Below are 17,714 nucleotides of genomic sequence, written 5' to 3'. Positions count from 1 at the left end.
CTAACCTAGAAAAACAAAAGCATATTTTAACACAAAAGACTAAGACATTACATTCTAATCTGATTAATAAAATTACAACGTTGGTAACTTTTATGTTAAGATGTTATATGTTTACTAGAAACTCAATAAATTTGTAGACGTCACTAATATGAAAAACTTATCCAAGAAACAAAATCAAGTTCTGTATACGATAGCTGGAATAATCATATTTGTAATAATTTGCGCGATAATTTTGCAGTTTTACAACTCTAGCAATGATAAAAAAATGCTCGAGGCAGCAACAATGTATCAAAAGGCGCTAATAGCTAATGAAAATCCAAAATCACATCTTGAGACAAAAATCTCCAAATTTGAGCAAGTAATTAACGACTATCCAAATACTAGCTTTGGTATATTCGCAAGTTGGCAACTAGCTAACCTATATACTACAACAACGAAACTAGATACAAAAAACTTCAATATAAATGTTACTAATCTACCAAAAACTATTGCAGTACTACAACAAAGTATAGAAAATAACCATAAAGATAGCCTTAGCGATATTAGCAAAGTAAAGCTTGCTCGACTATACATCTTAGCAAATCAACCTGATCAAGCTATTAAAACGCTTCAAAATATCAAATCTTTTAAAGAAAATGCCTATCCTTTGATGTTATTAGGACAAGCATATAGAGAGAAAAAAGATAAAACAAAATCCATTGAAACTTGGCAAAAAGCTTTACAAGATCTTAATAGTTCTGGTCAATTTAAACAGATTATTAGTCAACTTATAAACAATACTAACTAGTTATGAAAAAACTATTATTTATTACGGCTCCTTTGCTGTTGTCTGTATTAGCAACTAGTTGTTCTAAGAGTAATGTCCCACCTCCTACGCCATTAGTTGAGAAACCTCCTAAAGAAACTTATGTAAAAGTTATATGGAAGAGAAAAACAGGAAATGGTAATGGTGGATTAGCAAATTACAATGTTGCTCCTGCTTATGCAAATAATACTATATTTGTCCCTAACCAAAATGGTATGGCATACGGTTTAGCAATTACTAATGGCAAAATAATCTGGAAAAATGATACTGGTACAAGTCTATCAGCACAACCAAATACTATAGCAAACGCTGTTATTTTTGGCTCTATAAAAGGAACATTGACTGCTATAGATGGTAAAGATGGCCAAACTCTATGGCGTACAGATGCTCCAAGCAGTATTTTTTCCCAGCCAACAATTTACGATAATTCAATTTATTTACAAACTCATGATGGCTCAGTTTCAGCATTTGATGCAAGAAATGGTTCTAAAGAATGGAGTGTTTCAAATAACATTCCTGAGATTACATTACCTAGTAACTCATCACCTATAGTTCTTAATGATACCGTAATGGTTGGTAATGCTTTTGGTGCAGTTTTAGGCTTTACTATAAAAAGTGGTGATAGAACCATCAATATACTGATAGCGATTTCTCACGGCTCATCACCTGCTGATAAAATGGTAGACATCATCACCGCTAACCCAATGTTGTATGATCACTATCTTATTTTTACCGCTTACCAAGGAGCTATAGTTGCTTTAGATAAAGATAATGGTAAAATGCTTTGGGCTAAAAAAGCCTCTATTATCAATAATATGGCAATTAACAATGGGGTTATTTTTACTACTCAAGATAATAGTGAGCTAAAAGCTTATGATATACAAACTGGTGATACTGTCTGGACTCAAGATATTCTAAAATGGCGTAAAATAACTGCGCCAGTTTATTATAAAGGCTTAATAGTTGTTGCTGACTACCAAGGTTATCTACACTTTTTTAACTCATTAAATGGTGAGTATCTTGGCATATACAAGTTAACTCCTAAAAGTGATATTTTTGATTATGGTATTTCCGGACAGTTAGTCCCAACCGAGAAAGGAATTGTTATTGAAGCTGATAATGGAACTACATACTTAGTTGATGCTTATAGTGATAAAGTTATCTATGATAGTATACTAAGTAATTATCAGGTTGACAAAGGTAATAGTGTTGCGCAAATTTATCCACTTAAGCAAGACAAACATGCTAAAGCAACAAGTGCTGTAGCAGCTAAAACTACACAAACAACAGAAACTAAACCAAAAGGTATCAATGCTACTATAATAATTGGTGATTTTAGTAAAGGTAAACCTAGCTAATGTATAAAGGCATCAGACCATCAATATTTATCTTAATCCTCATGGTATCTCTAGGACCATTTGGCGATACTATTTATGCTCCAGCCTTACCTGAGCTAAAAACAATTTTAGGTACCGACTATCCCCATGTACAACTTACTATCACTTCATATTTACTTGGCTACTCGATTAGTCAGCTATTATATGGACCATTTTCTGATAGGTTTGGTCGCAAACCTGTAATGTTAGTAGGATCGTGCTTTTTCATAATTAGTTCAATAATATGTATATTAAGTAATCATATCAATACTTTGATATATGCTAGAATGATACAAGGCTTTGGCGCTGCAGCTGGTGGTGTTATTGCTACAGTTGCCGTCAAAGATGCTTTCAAAGTTAAAGAGCAAGGTGCAGTATTTGCTATTATGAATATAGCTTTTGCTCTAGCCCCAGCATTTGGTGCAGTACTTGGAGTATTTATTAGTTCTAAAGCGATTTTTTGGATATTGCTAGTTGCAGCTAGTCTATTATTCATAAAAGTAGCAATATTTTTTCCAGAAACAATCAGAGAAAAAAACTTTGAGGCTTTAATTTTTAAGTCCTTTTTAAAAAACTACTTTTTACTTTTCAAAGATCATCAATTTTTCTTTGCTACTTTTGTTTTAGGAATAAATATCAGTGTGATATACGCATGTTTAGTCACAGCTCCAGATGTATTTGTCAATATTCTCAAACTTGATAAATCTAACTTTTTATACTTACTAACAATAATGGTTACAGCTGTTGTACTAGGATCTCTTGTTTGCTCAAAACTAAGCCATCTAATTGCATACAAACATCTTGTAAATTTCGGTATGTTTTGTACTTTAATTTCAGGAACACTATGTATCTACGCATTCAAAAAACTAACAGGCTTAGAATTATCGATAGCATTAACTGCAATATTATCACTGACATTTATAAGTATCTCATTTAGTGTGCCTTCACTAACACCTATTGCACTAGAAAACTTCACTACCACAGCAGGTGCTGCCTCATCTGTAATGGGCTTTATGCAAATGGGTATAGCCTCAATAACAACAGCAATTATGAGTCAGATCAGCTTAGGTAGTGAGTTTATGCTATCTTTTGCATTTGTGATATTACCACTTATTGGTCTAACGATATTTTTACCTTATAGTTGCTACTTCCTCAAGAAATAAAGCTTTAACGCTCAGCTAAGCTTAGGATTAAAATGATTATATGATAAAATCTAGATTAAATAATATAATTTCACCTATCTAAAAATTGTCAATGCAAAACTATAATGCCAAATCTATTGAAGTTCTTACTGGTTTAGACCCTGTCAAGAAAAGACCAGGAATGTATACTAATATAGAAAATCCAAATCATCTAATCCAAGAAATTATTGATAATAGTGTTGATGAAGTCCTTGCTGGATTTGCTAGCAAAATAAATATCACTTTATATGATGACAACAGTATCGAAGTAGCAGATGATGGTCGTGGTATGCCTGTAGATATTCATCCTGAGCATAAAATGTCTGGTATTGAACTTATTATGACTAAGCTCCATTCTGGCGGTAAATTTAGTAACACAAACTATACTCATTCTGGTGGTCTTCATGGGGTTGGAGTATCGGTTGTTAATGCTTTATCAACTAGACTTGAAGCAGAGATTAAAAGAGATGGTAATGTTTATCATATAGTCTTTGAAGATGGTTTTAAAACCAAAGATTTAGAAATTATTGATAGTGTTGGTAAGAAAAATACTGGTACAAAAATTAGATTTTGGCCAAACAAAAAATATTTTAATGATATCAAAGTCAATTTTAAAGCCCTTAAGAACCTGTTTGAAGCAAAAGCGATACTTTGCAAAGCTCTTACAATAAAATATTCAAATGAAGTAAAAAAAGAGAAGTTTATATGGCATTTTGAGGCTGGACTTAAAGGCTATCTTGATCATAAATTAGCTGGTGAAACACTCCCAGCTGAACCATTTATGATTGATAACTTTTCAAAAGGTGACTCTTATTTAGATGCGGTATTTTGCTGGTATAAAGATCCTACTGAAAGTAGCAAAAATAGCTATGTAAACCTAATTCCAACACCTCAAGATGGTACACATGTTATTGGTCTTAAAAATGGTGTTTACGATGCGATTAAGGCATATATTGAGAAAAACTCGCTTAGCGTAAAAAATATCAAAATTACTGCTAATGACTCTTTTGCTCAGCTAAACTATGTAATATCTGTAAAAATTACAAATCCTCAATTTGCTGGTCAAACCAAAGAGAAACTTTCTAATAAAGATGTTACTACTTTTGTCGCTACTGCTGTTAGAGATTTACTGACTATATGGCTAAACCAGAATCCTGATGAAGCGCGTCAAATTGTTGAAAATGTTAGCAAAGTTGCACAAAAGAGAATTAACGCAGACAAAAAAACTACGCGTAAACGCATAATGAATACTTCTATTCGTTTACCAGGTAAGCTTACCGACTGTATTAGCTCTGATATTAATTCAACTGAACTTTTTATTGTTGAGGGAGATTCAGCTGGAGGCTCAGCAAAACAAGCTCGTGATAAAAACTTTCAGGCTGTATTACCTCTTAAAGGTAAGATTCTTAATAGTTGGGAACTAGATGCTGATACTATAATGAACTCTCAAGAAATTCATAACATCGCTACAGCAATTGGTGTTGATCCTGATAGTGATAACATTTCCGGTCTGAGATACAATAAAATATGCATTCTCGCAGATGCCGACTCTGATGGATTACATATAGCGACACTACTGTGTGCAATGTTCTTAAAACATTTTAGAAAACTTATTGAGTATGGCCATATTTATATAGCTCAACCTCCTTTGTTTAGAATTGATATTGGTAAAAGCACTTTCTATGCTCTTGATGAAAATGAAAAAGAAACTATCTTAGCTCAAAATTCCAAACTAACAGGCAAGATAAATATCATGCGTTTTAAAGGTCTTGGTGAGATGAACCCTACGCAACTGCGTGAATCAGCAATGGATGTATCATCAAGAAGACTTTTACAACTTACTATATCTGATGTATACGATGATGCTGAAATGTTAGATATGCTTTTGGCTAAAAAAAGAGCGAAAGATCGCCGTGATTGGCTTGAGAACTATGGTGATAGAGCCGAAATCGAATAATAAGCTCTTTTACTTACGTTTAAATCAAAATAATATTATTATTTTTATTATCAATTTATACTAAATTCTTACCACATAATCTTAGTCCACTCAAAACACTTACCTGGATCAGTTTTTCTCTGTGGCGCAATATTTTGATGACCGGTAATATTTACTAATCTTGGATATGCCTTTCTAAGATCTTTTAGCAGTCCATTCAAACTAAGATATTGTTGCTCAGTATAAACTGTTTTATCAGTACCCTGTAGCTCAATCCCTACGGAAAAGTCATTACATCCTTGTCTACCTTGAAATTCGCTTATCCCTGCATGCCATGCTATATTATTAACTGAAACGAACTGCACAATTTCACCATCGCGTTTTATATAGAAATGAGCAGAAACCTCAACACCTTTAAGGCTTGCAAAACTTGGGTGCAAACTACAATCTAATTGATTGGTAAATAATTTCTCAACATTGCCATTATCGTATTGTCTTTCAGGTAGACTTATACAATGTATCACAACTAGGCTAATATCATTTTTATTAGCTCGTTGATTAAAGTTCTGACTCTTAATACATTTAGCTTTTTTATACCAGCCTTGATTAAACATTTTAGTTTTTGGAATTTAGTTATGATAATATTACATTTTATCAATTAATCTGGTGATTTTGAACAAATTTAAATATAAATTGCTTTGACTGTAAACTCACAAAAAAGACTGCTATATATAGATTTTTAACGCTGATAATTGTAATCCTAAGCTATAATTTGTTGGATATAAAAGTTACAACACTAGTAACATGCCAGTGATTTCTTTGGCACTGAAATTAGTACAGTAGCAGCTTTGACTTCTAAGATTTTTTCTCCTAAAATCTAGACTGTTATTACAGCTATAGTCACAGTAATTTGTACCTACAAATATATAACAAAAAAACCGTCACAAAAGTTATATGTAATGTCGTTATCATTGATAATGACTATTATAATTACAACTATCCTTAAAGTTATACTTGTCAGATATAGACTGGAAGTGCTGTTGTTTGATAAAATCACTATGGCTTTCACTTTTTTCCTTTTAAAAGGCTTATAACTCTATGACATATGGTCATACCGCATTAACCTTTGCTGGATTATTAGGAATAGCTAACTTTTTTGAGAAAAGATACATAACTTTAATAGCTATACATAATTAGCTGTTTAGTTGCAGTGGATAGGATTATTATTTTATTTCCAATGTTATCATTGTTGCATATGTAGGAATATTTACATATTTATGGTCTAAGGCATTTGTTGAGAGTAGATAAAGTTTACCACTCTCTACTCTAGGTAATCTTTAAAATAAGTCAAAGCTTTACGATAAACTTCCTGTTTGAAATACACAACATGATTGATTGGATACCAATAACTTACCCAACGCCAATTATCAAATTCAGGTGAATCATTAACATCTAAATCAATGTTACTTTCAGGGCTTTTTAACCTTAATAGAAACCATTTTTGTTTTTGACCAATACATACAGGTTCTCTAGTTCTAACTAATGAGTCTGGAATATTATATTTATACCAATCTCGTGTTGAGGCAATTACTTCAACATCTTGAGGACGCAATCCAATCTCTTCATGTAGCTCACGATACATTGCCTGTAAAGGTGTTTCTCCACCAGCTACACCACCTTGAGGAAACTGCCAGGATGTTCGGTTTCTTCTCTGCCCCCAAAACACTCTATTTTGCTTATTAAGCAAAACTATCGCTATATTTGCTCGATACCCACTTTTATCTATCATTATTCAAAAAAAATTTCTTCTACCTAGTTATTTATTCTAAACTAATTCCTCTTGGTTTTATATTGCATTTATAAAAGATAATAAAAAAATACCTAAAAGTTGTATTTTGCGAAGAGGATCGGCTATTATGAGCTTAAATAATTAGTTAGCAAAAATTAGCGATAATGAAAGAATTAATAAGAGATTTACGAAATTTACTAAATCAACGTACCTATAGCATCGTTGTGCTATCTTCTCTGTTTATTGTTATTTATGCCTACTTCATTTTATCTTGGAGTATTGGTATGGATACGGAACTTGCGACCTATGGATTAGGTAATAGTGAATTATTTATATCCATTACATATCTAGTACTTTCTTTTAGGCAGGCCTATCTTAGCAATCATAACTTATGTTTTAGAGCAAGTTGCTATTCCATATTTTACTTTACAATAATAAGTATGTCATTACTATTTGTATCTGGAATTGCTTGGATTGTTATTCTCACTAAGAAAAAATTCTCTATAGTCGAAACCTTGACTTCTTGTTGTTTTTACCTTATCTCACCTATTATATATATTTTAGTTTAATTTTGTTAATTAAGCATTGGTATTGGTATTATATATTACTTCTCACTTATACTTAAATCATAACTATGAAAAACTTAAAAACTACCTAGTATCTATAACTTATTTATTTCTATCTATTGGAATATATCAGTCATTTATAATACTTTTTGCTGAGGGAGTTATTTTTTTACTGATTCTAGACCAACTTAACAATATAAGACCTAACTTAAAAGACATTACAGATATTTTAATAAAAATTTTATTTGTCCCTTTAGCTGCACTTATCGGCTATTTTTTAATATCCAAATTAACCTCTATATATTTATTGGTTAATCTCATTATTTAGCTAATGTTTACGGAAGCTGCCATAGTGATAGCTTTTCCCAAATTATAAAACAACTAGCACTTTACTTTGCTAATATTTCCTTCTTAATTTCACATATGTATTAGCATGGCTATTACCTATATACTTTCTTAAGAAGTTTTCTTTCATTGTAGTACTAGCCTTATTAGGGTTGTTTAGCATTACCATTTGCTTTTGTGGTATTTTTGAGTGCGCCAATACCAATAAGAATACTATTTCCAATACCTCTAAGTATTGCGATAGCTATGTTATTAATCTTTAGAGTATCCTTCTAAAAAGAAGATATTTATTGGTCTTAGTTTTGCAATTTTAGCTGCTATATTTTGGTGGCTTGAAAGTGTTATTATAAAATACTGCTCAATGTTAAGTAGCAATAAATACTTTATTTTTTTATGTAAGATCTCAATAATAATAATTTTCCTACCTTTTACTTGGGCGATAATTCATAGTGTTAATATGTTCATTTTACTTCTAACTTTAATTATAGGTATCATTGGCTATATAGCTGATTTATCATAGATGAAAGCCTTTAAGCATTCAAATGTCACGCTAATAATGTCTCTAAATATTATATATACTATTTGGGGACCATTGTTTTCATTGTTACTACTTGATCAAAATATTAATATAACGATTATGATAATTTGCGCTATTTTAATATTTTTAGGTATTTTTTAATTTTTAAATCAAAATCAGTATACTAAAATCGTGAATTTTCACCATATAAATAGTTTGGTAATTGTAGAGTATTTAGTGTATAACCACCTACTAGATCTGATGACTGATCACCTATAGAAACAAGTATTTTATATCCTAGTGACTCTATATACGCTCTTCTCTCAGCCTTAAAATTCTTAAAATCTTTAGAATTGTATTCCTCAATATCCTCTGGAAATACAAACACATCTTCAAAATCTACATAGCCAGCATTTCGCAAAGCCTGTTTTGTATATTCCAAATATTCAGCAAAACGAGCACTTATAAAAAATACTTTAAGACTCCTATCAAGATAATAATGATAGAAATCTAGTGTTGATTTTATCGGCATCACTTTTGTACTTGAAGTTAATTGATGCCAGATACTATGATTCTCATCTTGTGGAAAACCAGCTTGTTTAAATGGATAATAATTATTTAGAGCTGTCTCATCTATATCAAGAATTATAGCACAATCTTTTAATTGAACACGCGCCTCTATTATTTGCTTAGCTTTTTCAAGAATACTTCTTACTTCATCTTCATGAACTTGACTCTCATAATAAGAAATAACTTGCTCTTTAGTCATATAGTTTATTTTAGACCTAGTTCCTTTAGTCTTTCATTAAGAAAGATCTCTGCTCTTGGATATTTATCAGAGAGATAAACATCTGATTTAGGATGTATAAAGCATGGTGTTGAAATTCTATCAAGATTTTCCTTTTCATCTTCAGGCTTAACAACTCTATGCTTAGTAGCTATGTATTCTCCATTTGTCATTTCTTGAAGCATATCACCAATATTAATAATTATAGACTCACTATCACAAGGTACATCATACCATTGGTTGTTAAATGGAGATAATACTTGTAAACCTGGTGAAGATGCTATTGGCAACAGTGTGATAAGATTAATATCCTCATGTGCAGCTGCTCTAACTGCACCTGGTTCTTCATCTCCTTGTATAGCTGGATAGTGTAATATCCTAAGTAAAGTATTTTCATAAGATGCTGTATCTCTCAGTCTTTGTCGTAACTTGTTTGCTACTGCAGGATCCATGTGATCATCAATCCACTGTAACAGCGTTTCACCAAGCTTCATCATTTTCTCAAACATCTCTCTAGCAGCACTACTGACTTCTGTTGGATATCTACTATTTGGAAAATATAAATGATAAAAATGTTTAATGTCTTTTACAGTTGCGCCCTTAGCAACTTCTGAGACATCTTTAGGAAAATAGCCATCTTGATTCTCAACATTAAAGATATACTTATCAACAACGCCTGATTTGAAGAACTCTTGCCACTCTTTATAAACTGTTTGAATTAGGTTCCAATCAATAGGATGAGTTCTAAGAACTGCAAAACCAGTTTCTTTTAAAGATCTAGTAAACAATTCAGCTGCATCATCTGCATAATAATCAACACTAAGGATATTCATTACCACTCCATTATTTTTAATAAAAAAATTTGCGCCAATTATAGCAACTATTTCGTATTGTTGCATTAGCTAGATTTATTAATCACTGCTAGTTTATATAGGCATTAAGCTTAAAAAAGTAAAATACTTGTAGCAAAGTCAGCCTCTTGGGTGATGCTTTTGATAAATCTCTTGTAGACGATTTTGAGATATATGTGTATAAATAGTTGTTGTTGAAACATTACTATGACCAAGTAATAACTGTACCGATCTCAAATCAGCACCATGATTTAGCAAATGGGTAGCAAATGCGTGTCTTAGGGTATGAGGTGAAATATCAGTACTTATATCTGCAATAAACGCATAATTTTTGATACGGTGCCAAAATGACTGTCGCGTTATCCTTTTTGCATGTTTACTGATAAAAACCGCTTTCTCTTTGAAATTTTTAGATAAACTTAAGCGAGCTTCATTTAAATATTTTTGCAAATACTCCAGTGCATACTCACCTATTGGTACTATGCGCTCTTTTGATCCCTTACCCATTACTTGAATTACACCAATATTAATATCTATATCATCTATATTCAACCACACTAATTCGCTTACACGCAAACCGGTAGTGTACATCAGCTCAAGCATTGCTTTATCGCGAATACCAACATCCTTTGTCATATCAGGGACTTGAAGCAATCTCTCAACATCAGTTTCTGTCATATCTTTAGGCAATTTCTTAGATAATTTTGGTAATGTCAACTTAGCTGTAGGGTTGTTACCAGTTTGACCAGTTGAGACAAGCCAAGCATAGAATTTACGTAATGTCGATATCATTCGAGCATTAGAACGACTACTATAACTATTTTTTGAACGATATGAAATAAAAGCATATAGCTGCTCAAAATCTAAACTAATCAAATCAATTTTTGCAAAATAATTTTGTAAAAATTTAAGATCAGTACGATAAGATGAGATAGTATTTTGGCTTAAGCCATGCTCAAGCCAAAGATTATCAAGAAAAGCATCAACAGCTGAAGCCACTTTTTAACAATCCTAGAATTATACTTTTTCTTTAATTCTAGCAGCTTTACCAGTAAGGCCTCTCATGTAGTAAAGCTTAGCTCTACGCACATCTGCTCTCTTCTCTACGATGATACTATCTATTAATGGTGAATGTGTTTGAAAAGTTCTTTCAACACCCATGCCTGAAGATATCTTTCTTACTGTGAAAGCAGAGTGAAGACCTCTATTTCTTTTTTTAAGAACGAAACCTTTGAAAGCCTGAATTCTTTGCTTATCACCTTCTTTAATCCATAAATTAACAGTGATAGAATCACCTGGATTAAATTCTGGAAGATCAGTTCTTAATTGTGACTTTTCTACTAACTCAACAAATTTATTTTTCATTATTTTTCTCCTTTTGTGCTTACCTTATCTATTTTATAATCATTTATAATTTGCTTATCTTCTGCAGATAGGCATAGGCACTCTATTAAATCTTTACGACGCTCATAAGTTCTTATTAACTTTTGCTTACGCCTCCATTTAGCTATTTCTTTATGATTACCAGATAACAAAACATCAGGTACCGTTTTACCATTTGGCAAAACAGCTGGCTTTGTATAGTGTGGATAGTCCAAAAGACCATCATAAAAGGAATCTCCTATAACAGATTCTTTATTGCCCAACATTTCTGGTAATAGCCTAATTAGGCCATCCATAACTAGCATAGCAGGTAGCTCACCACCACTTAATACAAAATCGCCTACAGAAATTTCTTCATCAACATAATCTTGTATTAGGCGCTCATCAACTCCTTCATACCTTCCACAAAGCAGTATTAATGAATCATATTTCAAAAGCTCAAGGGCCTTTTTATGATTAAATACACCACCCTGAGGTGATAAGTATACTACTTTTGCACTACAACCTAAAGTATTTTTTGCATCTTCGATCGCGGCTGACAAAGGCTCATACTTCATTACCATCCCAGCACCACCACCAAAACTAGTATCATCTACTGTTGCATACCTATCTGTAGTATAGTTACGCGGATTAAAGCAGCTAATCGATACTTTAGAGTCTCTTAAAGCTCTAGCTGTAATCCCAAAATCATTTATTGCCCTAAACATTTCTGGAAATATTGATATTATTCCGAATTTCATTTTAATTACATTAAACTCAACAAAATTAACTCAACTAATTGTAGTTTTTAGAAAGCATAAATACAAATGTTTGTTTCTAATAAAGGCTCGACCACTACATTACTCCCTTTTGTTAAGATTTTTTTAAATGAATTTTTCTTATATGAAAGCAGATAATTGATCTATCAGAATATAATATTTTATAGCCTAATGCAGCATAACATACTTGTCACTACGCAAATATTTTTGGCAATTTTGAAACTAGTAATCATATTCCCAATCAACTACTATCTTCTTTAAATTAAGATTTTCACTAACAATATATTGCTTAACATAAGGAATCAGATATTCACTACCATCTTCCTTACACACCAAAACTTCATTAGCGCCAGTTTCGATAATATCTACTACAACACCAAATGAATCATTGTTAGTATTTTTGACACTACAACCAATTAGATCTTTAAAATATGCTTCATCTTCAGCTAGTTTTGGTAACGCTTGCTGTGGCACACCAATCAGTGAGTTTACACACCTCTTAGCAGTCTCAGCATCATTGATGTTGGCAAGTTTAATATAAATTTTATCAGCCCTTTTTAGCACACTTTCGCCTTTGAGATGTTGCCAAACACTAGTTGCAGGTAATTGAATATACCAATCGCCATAGTTTAGAAGTGTTTCTATTGAATTTGCCAAAGGATATAAATTAAGCTCACCATCAAGCTTATAAGTAGCACCAATTTTGGCTATTTCCACAAAATTCTGTGACATAGGAGATAAAATTTTATTAAGGAGTAATATTGTATTAAGCAGTTTTTTTAACTTCTTTGATTAGGCTAGCTACTCTATCAGAAGGTTTCGCGCCTTTTGCTAGCCAAGCTTCAGCTTTAGCAACATCAAGTTTTAACCTCTCTTCACCACCTTTAGCTAAAGGATTAAAGAAACCTAATTTCTCGATAAATCTACCATCTCTTGGACTTCTTTTATCAGCAACTACGATTCTATAGAAAGGACGCTTTTTAGCTCCACCACGAGCCATACGAATTACTACCATTTATTATTCTCCGATTTTGTATTTTAATTTTTTAATTACTAATATCTCACTAGCTAAGCTTAGCAGCCATCAACTTAGTAAAAAATTCTGCAAAAATTTACTAGCAATACTTTAAAGTCTCTTAGCTAAAATGTCAATAGTTGACTTGATATAAACATAAACTATATAATAGAGCAAGTCGCTGTATTTAACAAACAACTTGCTTGCGACATTAAATAAATAAGCTAAAGCGTTTTTACCAAATTTTTGCCTAAAAAATTTTCTAGAAGCCTTTCAGCTAAACTAAAAGGAGCACAAAATGTCAAAAAATTATTTATTTACTTCTGAGTCTGTATCAGAAGGACATCCAGATAAACTAGCTGATCAAATATCAGATGCAATTTTAGATGAGATTCTAAAACAAGATAAAAATGCTCGTGTAGCATGTGAAACTTTAGTAAAAACTGGTATGGTGTTAGTTGCTGGCGAAATTACAACATCTGCTTGGGTAGATATTGAAGAACTAGTAAGAAATGTTATTACAGAAATAGGATATAATAATGCCAGCAAAGGTATCGATGGTAGAACTTGCTCTGTAATTAATGCTATTGGTAAGCAGTCTAGAGATATTGCTCAAGGCGTAGATCGTGGTTCCCTAGAAGATCTTGGTGCTGGTGACCAAGGTTTGATGTTTGGCTTTGCTACAAATGAAACACCAACATTAATGCCATCAGCCATTTACTATTCTCACTTATTGATGAGAAAACAAGCGGAACTTAGAAAAACTGCTAAATTAGCATGGTTACGCCCTGATGCAAAAGCTCAAGTAACTCTAGCATATGAGGATGATAAACCTAAATTTATTGATACGATAGTATTATCAACTCAACATGATGAGTCAATCTCTCAAAAAGAACTACATGATGCTGTGATTGAGGAAATCATTAAGGAAGTTATCCCAGCTGAGCTAATTACTAAAGATACTAAATATCATGTCAATCCAACTGGTGTATTTCTAATTGGTGGGCCACAGGGTGATTGCGGTCTTACAGGGAGAAAAATTATTGTCGATACTTATGGTGGTGCTGCTCATCATGGTGGTGGTGCTTTCTCTGGTAAAGATCCTTCGAAAGTTGATCGTTCAGGCGCTTATATGGGTAGATATATGGCTAAAAACATCGTAGCAGCTGGTCTAGCTGACAAGTGTGAAGTACAAGTAGCATATGCGATTGGTATAGCAAAACCAGTTTCTCTAATGGTTAATACTTTTGGTACTGGTAAAATTACTGATACTCAAATAGAAAATCTCGTGGCTAAGGTTTTTGATCTTAGAGTCGGTAAAATTATCGAAAATCTCGATTTATCAAGACCAATTTATCGCAAGACTTCTAACTATGGTCACTTTGGGCGCGAATTACCAGAGTTTAGTTGGGAAAAAATCGATAAGGCTGACATTCTTAAATTAGCAGCTAAAATATAAGCGTATTGTGCTCTAAGTCTTTAACACTATTAACTATTTTAGCCACTTTTAGATAATTCATCATTTTATTTGTTCTTACTAACAACTACACATTTACTGCAAAACTTATTAATTTAGGAGTATTCGAATGGTTGAACTATGTAAAGTACTCCATCTACTTTTTTGATTGAATTAATTAAACAAACATAATTAAACCATACCCTTACAAGATTATTTATTTAATATTGCAAGAGCATTGAGTAATCCAATAAGCTTAGCAACTACCTTTATAACTTATTAGCTTAGAATCTCTAAGAATAAAAAGTAATTTTTTATAGTGATTAATTTGATACGTTTGAAAAACGTATGAGAATGATATTTATGCAATAGTACTAGATTTATTGTATTTTTTCTTAGCCTGGATAAACTCAATTTTTAAATCTTTATATTTTGATTTAATCTCTTTAATATCAGCTTTAGACAATACATTATCTTTCTTAGCTTTCAAATATTCTTGCTTAGTGTTGTACATATTTTTAACATTTGTAACAAGCTTAGTATACTTCTCTTCAATACCAAAATGAAAAGTCTTATTTTTCTTAGTTAATGCTTCTTCTAACTTAACTTTTGCTTTAGCAATTTCAATTAAATGCTTAGGTGTTGTCTTAAGATCATAACACCAGCCTATCTTAGCCAAACCAGCAATAAACCACTTAGATGGATCTAAATCAAACCATCTAATACCATTTCTATAATCACCAGCAAAGGCATGATGGTAATTATGGTAACCTTCACCACCTGTTACGATAGCTGTAATCCAACTATCTCTAGCTGTATTTTTTGTAGAGTAAGGTCTTTTACCGATAGTATGTGCTAGAGAATTGATACAAAAAGTCGCATGATGGACTAATATAACTCTAAGAAAACCACCTAGAAGCAAGAAACCTAGGGCACTGTGCCAAGCAGCTGTAAGCGTATGACCACTTAAAAAACTAAATATAAATCCTACTAGTGCAGGTAAACCAAAACACAATAAAATCGCTAAAACAGTATAATAATTATGCTGGAATACTAGTGCTTTATCTTTTAGAAGATCATTTACACCTCTGATTTCTTGAACATCAGGGCTACTATGTCTTAGTAGCCAACCAAAATGAGAAAACCAGAAGCCACGTGTAGCAGCATATGGATCTTTGTCAAGATCATCAACATCTTTATGATGTTTTCTGTGATCTGAAGCCCACTGAATTACACTATTTTGTAGTGATGCAGTACCAAAAACTAAAAGTATATAGCTGACAATCTTATTAGCCTTATAAGTCTTATGTGACCATAATCTATGATATCCCATTGTGATACCAATACCTGTCAGTGCATAAAAAACGACTAAGCAAACATAGTCAGAAGTCGTAAAACCATAAGTCATAACATACCAAGGTACTGCTATCAAAGTAAATAGCGGAAGGATTAATAGCCCGAAAACACTTTTCCAGACTATACTACCTTTTTTTTCTATGGTTTGGTGTATTATTTGATTATTATTCATTTGGAACCTTTGTAACCCTTTTTGAATTGATCCACTCTGGTGTGGATGTGGAAAATTTACTACAACTTTAATGATAGCACAACGAGGATTTTTTTGATAGTACTTTAATACAAAGGCTGGATTGACGACCTTGCTTTGACATTAATCTCTAAATTAGTGTCCTTAAAACCATTTACATATCTATATGCTCCTACCAGAGCGATCATTGCACCATTATCTGTGCAATATTTCATTGGCGGAAAAAATATTTGATAGCCTTTATTTCTAGCTAATAGATCTAGTCGTTGCCGCAATAGTTTATTTGCACTGACTCCACCTGAAATAACCAATCTTGTATTTTTGGTTTTTTGTAGCGCTTTAGCACATTTAAAGACTAATACATCTATAGCAGCATCTTGGAAAGCATAGCATAGGTTAGCCTTATTCTCTAATGACTGATCTTGCTCATCATACCATGTATTTAGAACTGCAGTCTTTAAACCACTAAAACTAAAATCTAGATTAGGCTTATTTTTCATTGGCCTTGGTAATCTATACTTACCCTTATCAATAGCTTGGTCAGCTAAATTTGCCACCTCAACTCCACCAGGGTAACCTATACCTAAAAGCTTAGCTGTTTTATCAAATGCTTCACCTGCAGCATCATCAATTGATTCACCTAATAAACTATATTTACCAAAATCTTTTACTTCAACTAGCTGTGTATGACTTCCAGAAACTATTAAAGCTACAAAAGGATATTCTATATCACTATTTTGATCTAATAATGGTGATAGTAGATGACCCTCTAGATGATGTACCGCAATTGTATCAATACCTTGGATTAAACCTAATGTTTTAGCAAATGTAGCACCTACCATCAAAGCTCCAACTAAACCAGGCATCGCAGTATATGCTATACAACTAATATCTTCAAAGCTAAAATTTGTTTCTTTGAACATCTTTTTAGCTAAAGCATTAAGCTTAGCAATATGCTCACGTGAGGCAAGCTCAGGAACAACACCACCGTAGTTCTTATGTAACTTGACTTGACTATATAAAGCATCCACTATCAACTTTTTTGTCGAATAATCATATATCGCTAAACCTGTTTCATCACAGGAGCTTTCAATACCAAGTACTAGCATTATTTCTTAGCAGTCCCCACACCACCATTAGTTTTAGTAATCTGAATAAACTTAGTTATGAAAGAGCCAACAACCAAGCCAATAATAAATGAGATTGATAACAAGAGCATTAATGGTAAAGTGGTATTACCAAAAATATAATCAAAGCTAACAGTATCCGTATTTAATATAGATAATAATACAATTAATATGATTGCTATACCAAATAATAACTGCCAAAATAATTTTTTAATCGCACTAAACATTAGCTACATTCTTATAATATATCATATAGGCACTATTATAATTGAAAAT

The 17,714-nt window shown here is 32.3% G+C and carries 17 protein-coding genes and 2 pseudogenes; 7 read left to right on the top strand and 12 right to left on the bottom strand.

Annotated features, from left to right (window positions below; all coding sequences use genetic code 11):
- The first annotated feature begins 148 nt into the window (after positions 1 to 148).
- The 4 genes from C9379_RS06400 to parE all read left to right on the top strand — a co-directional run bounded on the left by C9379_RS06400 (position 149) and on the right by parE (position 5,319).
- Complete coding sequence (locus C9379_RS06400; protein WP_143385364.1) at positions 149 to 787, top strand: YfgM family protein; 639 nt, start codon at positions 149 to 151, stop codon at positions 785 to 787.
- Between the two features lie 2 nt (positions 788 to 789).
- Positions 790 to 2,163, top strand: a complete 1,374-nt coding sequence (locus tag C9379_RS06395; RefSeq protein ID WP_143385363.1) for an outer membrane protein assembly factor BamB — start codon at positions 790 to 792, stop codon at positions 2,161 to 2,163.
- Complete coding sequence (locus C9379_RS06390; RefSeq protein ID WP_143385361.1) at positions 2,163 to 3,344, top strand: multidrug effflux MFS transporter; 1,182 nt, start codon at positions 2,163 to 2,165, stop codon at positions 3,342 to 3,344. Before C9379_RS06395 ends, C9379_RS06390 begins: the two co-directional genes overlap by 1 nt.
- A 91-nt stretch (positions 3,345 to 3,435) precedes the next feature.
- Positions 3,436 to 5,319 carry a DNA topoisomerase IV subunit B gene (gene parE, locus C9379_RS06385; protein ID WP_143385360.1) on the top strand — a complete coding sequence of 628 codons (1,884 nt, stop codon included), beginning with the start codon at positions 3,436 to 3,438 and terminating at the stop codon, positions 5,317 to 5,319.
- Positions 5,320 to 5,387: 68 nt separating this feature from the next.
- On the opposite strand, the gene ampD is transcribed toward parE, so the two are convergent.
- A complete protein-coding gene (ampD, locus tag C9379_RS06380; RefSeq protein ID WP_143385359.1) occupies positions 5,388 to 5,912 on the bottom strand; it encodes a 1,6-anhydro-N-acetylmuramyl-L-alanine amidase AmpD in 525 nt (174 codons plus the stop codon).
- A 74-nt stretch (positions 5,913 to 5,986) separates the two neighbouring features.
- Here ampD and C9379_RS06375 point away from each other — a divergent pair.
- Positions 5,987 to 6,606: pseudogene (locus tag C9379_RS06375) on the top strand (phosphatase PAP2 family protein).
- 13 nt (positions 6,607 to 6,619) lie between these two features.
- On the opposite strand, the gene C9379_RS06370 reads toward C9379_RS06375, so the two are convergent.
- On the bottom strand, positions 6,620 to 7,087 hold the full coding sequence (locus C9379_RS06370) for an RNA pyrophosphohydrolase (protein ID WP_143385358.1): 468 nt from the start codon (positions 7,085 to 7,087) through the stop codon (positions 6,620 to 6,622).
- 1,185 nt (positions 7,088 to 8,272) lie between these two features.
- Between C9379_RS06370 and C9379_RS06360 the strand changes: the two are divergent.
- A pseudogene (locus C9379_RS06360) lies at positions 8,273 to 8,703 on the top strand (DMT family transporter); the annotation flags it as partial.
- On the opposite strand, the gene C9379_RS06355 reads toward C9379_RS06360, so the two are convergent.
- The 7 genes from C9379_RS06355 to rpsP all read right to left on the bottom strand — a co-directional run bounded on the left by C9379_RS06355 (position 8,700) and on the right by rpsP (position 13,309).
- Positions 8,700 to 9,284, bottom strand: coding sequence for an HAD family acid phosphatase (locus tag C9379_RS06355; protein ID WP_143385356.1), 585 nt, complete (start codon positions 9,282 to 9,284; stop codon positions 8,700 to 8,702). The pseudogene C9379_RS06360 and the gene C9379_RS06355 sit on opposite strands and share 4 nt — an antisense overlap.
- A gap of 5 nt (positions 9,285 to 9,289) precedes the next feature.
- Entirely contained in the window at positions 9,290 to 10,135 is an 846-nt protein-coding gene (locus C9379_RS06350) for a 2OG-Fe(II) oxygenase family protein (RefSeq protein WP_143385400.1), read from the bottom strand.
- A 138-nt stretch (positions 10,136 to 10,273) separates the two neighbouring features.
- Positions 10,274 to 11,152 (bottom strand): site-specific tyrosine recombinase XerD, encoded by an 879-nt coding sequence (gene xerD, locus C9379_RS06345; RefSeq protein ID WP_143385355.1) that lies wholly within the window; start codon positions 11,150 to 11,152, stop codon positions 10,274 to 10,276.
- Between the two features lie 18 nt (positions 11,153 to 11,170).
- Positions 11,171 to 11,518, bottom strand: a complete 348-nt coding sequence (gene rplS / locus C9379_RS06340) for a 50S ribosomal protein L19 (protein WP_143385354.1) — start codon at positions 11,516 to 11,518, stop codon at positions 11,171 to 11,173.
- Positions 11,518 to 12,276 (bottom strand): tRNA (guanosine(37)-N1)-methyltransferase TrmD, encoded by a 759-nt coding sequence (trmD, locus tag C9379_RS06335; protein WP_143385353.1) that lies wholly within the window; start codon positions 12,274 to 12,276, stop codon positions 11,518 to 11,520. The genes rplS and trmD overlap by 1 nt, the downstream gene beginning before the upstream one ends.
- A 240-nt stretch (positions 12,277 to 12,516) precedes the next feature.
- The gene (gene rimM / locus C9379_RS06330) at positions 12,517 to 13,026 is read right to left on the bottom strand and encodes a ribosome maturation factor RimM (RefSeq protein WP_143385351.1); all 510 of its coding nucleotides are present in this window, start codon (positions 13,024 to 13,026) and stop codon (positions 12,517 to 12,519) included.
- A gap of 34 nt (positions 13,027 to 13,060) precedes the next feature.
- A complete protein-coding gene (rpsP, locus tag C9379_RS06325; protein ID WP_143385350.1) occupies positions 13,061 to 13,309 on the bottom strand; it encodes a 30S ribosomal protein S16 in 249 nt (82 codons plus the stop codon).
- Positions 13,310 to 13,607: 298 nt separating this feature from the next.
- Between rpsP and metK the strand changes: the two genes are divergently transcribed.
- The gene (gene metK, locus C9379_RS06320) at positions 13,608 to 14,768 is read left to right on the top strand and encodes a methionine adenosyltransferase (RefSeq protein ID WP_143385349.1); all 1,161 of its coding nucleotides are present in this window, start codon (positions 13,608 to 13,610) and stop codon (positions 14,766 to 14,768) included.
- Positions 14,769 to 15,126: 358 nt separating this feature from the next.
- On the opposite strand, the gene C9379_RS06315 is transcribed toward metK, so the two are convergent.
- The 3 genes from C9379_RS06315 to C9379_RS06305 form a co-directional block, all read right to left on the bottom strand.
- On the bottom strand, positions 15,127 to 16,293 hold the full coding sequence (locus C9379_RS06315; RefSeq protein ID WP_143385348.1) for an acyl-CoA desaturase: 1,167 nt from the start codon (positions 16,291 to 16,293) through the stop codon (positions 15,127 to 15,129).
- Between the two features lie 104 nt (positions 16,294 to 16,397).
- Positions 16,398 to 17,420, bottom strand: a complete 1,023-nt coding sequence (gene tsaD / locus C9379_RS06310) for a tRNA (adenosine(37)-N6)-threonylcarbamoyltransferase complex transferase subunit TsaD (protein WP_143385347.1) — start codon at positions 17,418 to 17,420, stop codon at positions 16,398 to 16,400.
- Positions 17,420 to 17,665: a LapA family protein gene (locus tag C9379_RS06305; protein ID WP_143385346.1), complete on the bottom strand. Its 246-nt coding sequence runs from the start codon at positions 17,663 to 17,665 to the stop codon at positions 17,420 to 17,422. Before C9379_RS06305 ends, tsaD begins: the two co-directional genes overlap by 1 nt.
- Positions 17,666 to 17,714 lie beyond the last annotated feature (49 nt).

This window comes from Francisella-like endosymbiont (genome assembly GCF_003069505.1).
GTDB lineage: Bacteria > Pseudomonadota > Gammaproteobacteria > Francisellales > Francisellaceae > Francisella.
Note: the sequence above shows the minus strand (reverse complement) of the source record. Positions and strands in the feature narration are given on the sequence as shown.

Excerpts from the sequence above, each read along its gene's own strand:
- C9379_RS06400 (WP_143385364.1), top strand. The coding sequence starts at position 149 with ATGAAAAACTTATCCAAGAAACAAAATCAAGTTCTGTATACGATAGCT.
- C9379_RS06395 (WP_143385363.1), top strand. The coding sequence starts at position 790 with ATGAAAAAACTATTATTTATTACGGCTCCTTTGCTGTTGTCTGTATTA.
- C9379_RS06390 (WP_143385361.1), top strand. The coding sequence starts at position 2,163 with ATGTATAAAGGCATCAGACCATCAATATTTATCTTAATCCTCATGGTA.
- parE (WP_143385360.1), top strand. The coding sequence starts at position 3,436 with ATGCAAAACTATAATGCCAAATCTATTGAAGTTCTTACTGGTTTAGAC.
- ampD (WP_143385359.1), bottom strand. The coding sequence starts at position 5,912 with ATGTTTAATCAAGGCTGGTATAAAAAAGCTAAATGTATTAAGAGTCAG.
- C9379_RS06370 (WP_143385358.1), bottom strand. The coding sequence starts at position 7,087 with ATGATAGATAAAAGTGGGTATCGAGCAAATATAGCGATAGTTTTGCTT.
- C9379_RS06355 (WP_143385356.1), bottom strand. The coding sequence starts at position 9,284 with ATGACTAAAGAGCAAGTTATTTCTTATTATGAGAGTCAAGTTCATGAA.
- C9379_RS06350 (WP_143385400.1), bottom strand. The coding sequence starts at position 10,135 with ATGAATATCCTTAGTGTTGATTATTATGCAGATGATGCAGCTGAATTG.
- rplS (WP_143385354.1), bottom strand. The coding sequence starts at position 11,518 with ATGAAAAATAAATTTGTTGAGTTAGTAGAAAAGTCACAATTAAGAACT.
- trmD (WP_143385353.1), bottom strand. The coding sequence starts at position 12,276 with ATGAAATTCGGAATAATATCAATATTTCCAGAAATGTTTAGGGCAATA.
- rimM (WP_143385351.1), bottom strand. The coding sequence starts at position 13,026 with ATGTCACAGAATTTTGTGGAAATAGCCAAAATTGGTGCTACTTATAAG.
- rpsP (WP_143385350.1), bottom strand. The coding sequence starts at position 13,309 with ATGGTAGTAATTCGTATGGCTCGTGGTGGAGCTAAAAAGCGTCCTTTC.
- metK (WP_143385349.1), top strand. The coding sequence starts at position 13,608 with ATGTCAAAAAATTATTTATTTACTTCTGAGTCTGTATCAGAAGGACAT.
- C9379_RS06315 (WP_143385348.1), bottom strand. The coding sequence starts at position 16,293 with ATGAATAATAATCAAATAATACACCAAACCATAGAAAAAAAAGGTAGT.
- tsaD (WP_143385347.1), bottom strand. The coding sequence starts at position 17,420 with ATGCTAGTACTTGGTATTGAAAGCTCCTGTGATGAAACAGGTTTAGCG.
- C9379_RS06305 (WP_143385346.1), bottom strand. The coding sequence starts at position 17,665 with ATGTTTAGTGCGATTAAAAAATTATTTTGGCAGTTATTATTTGGTATA.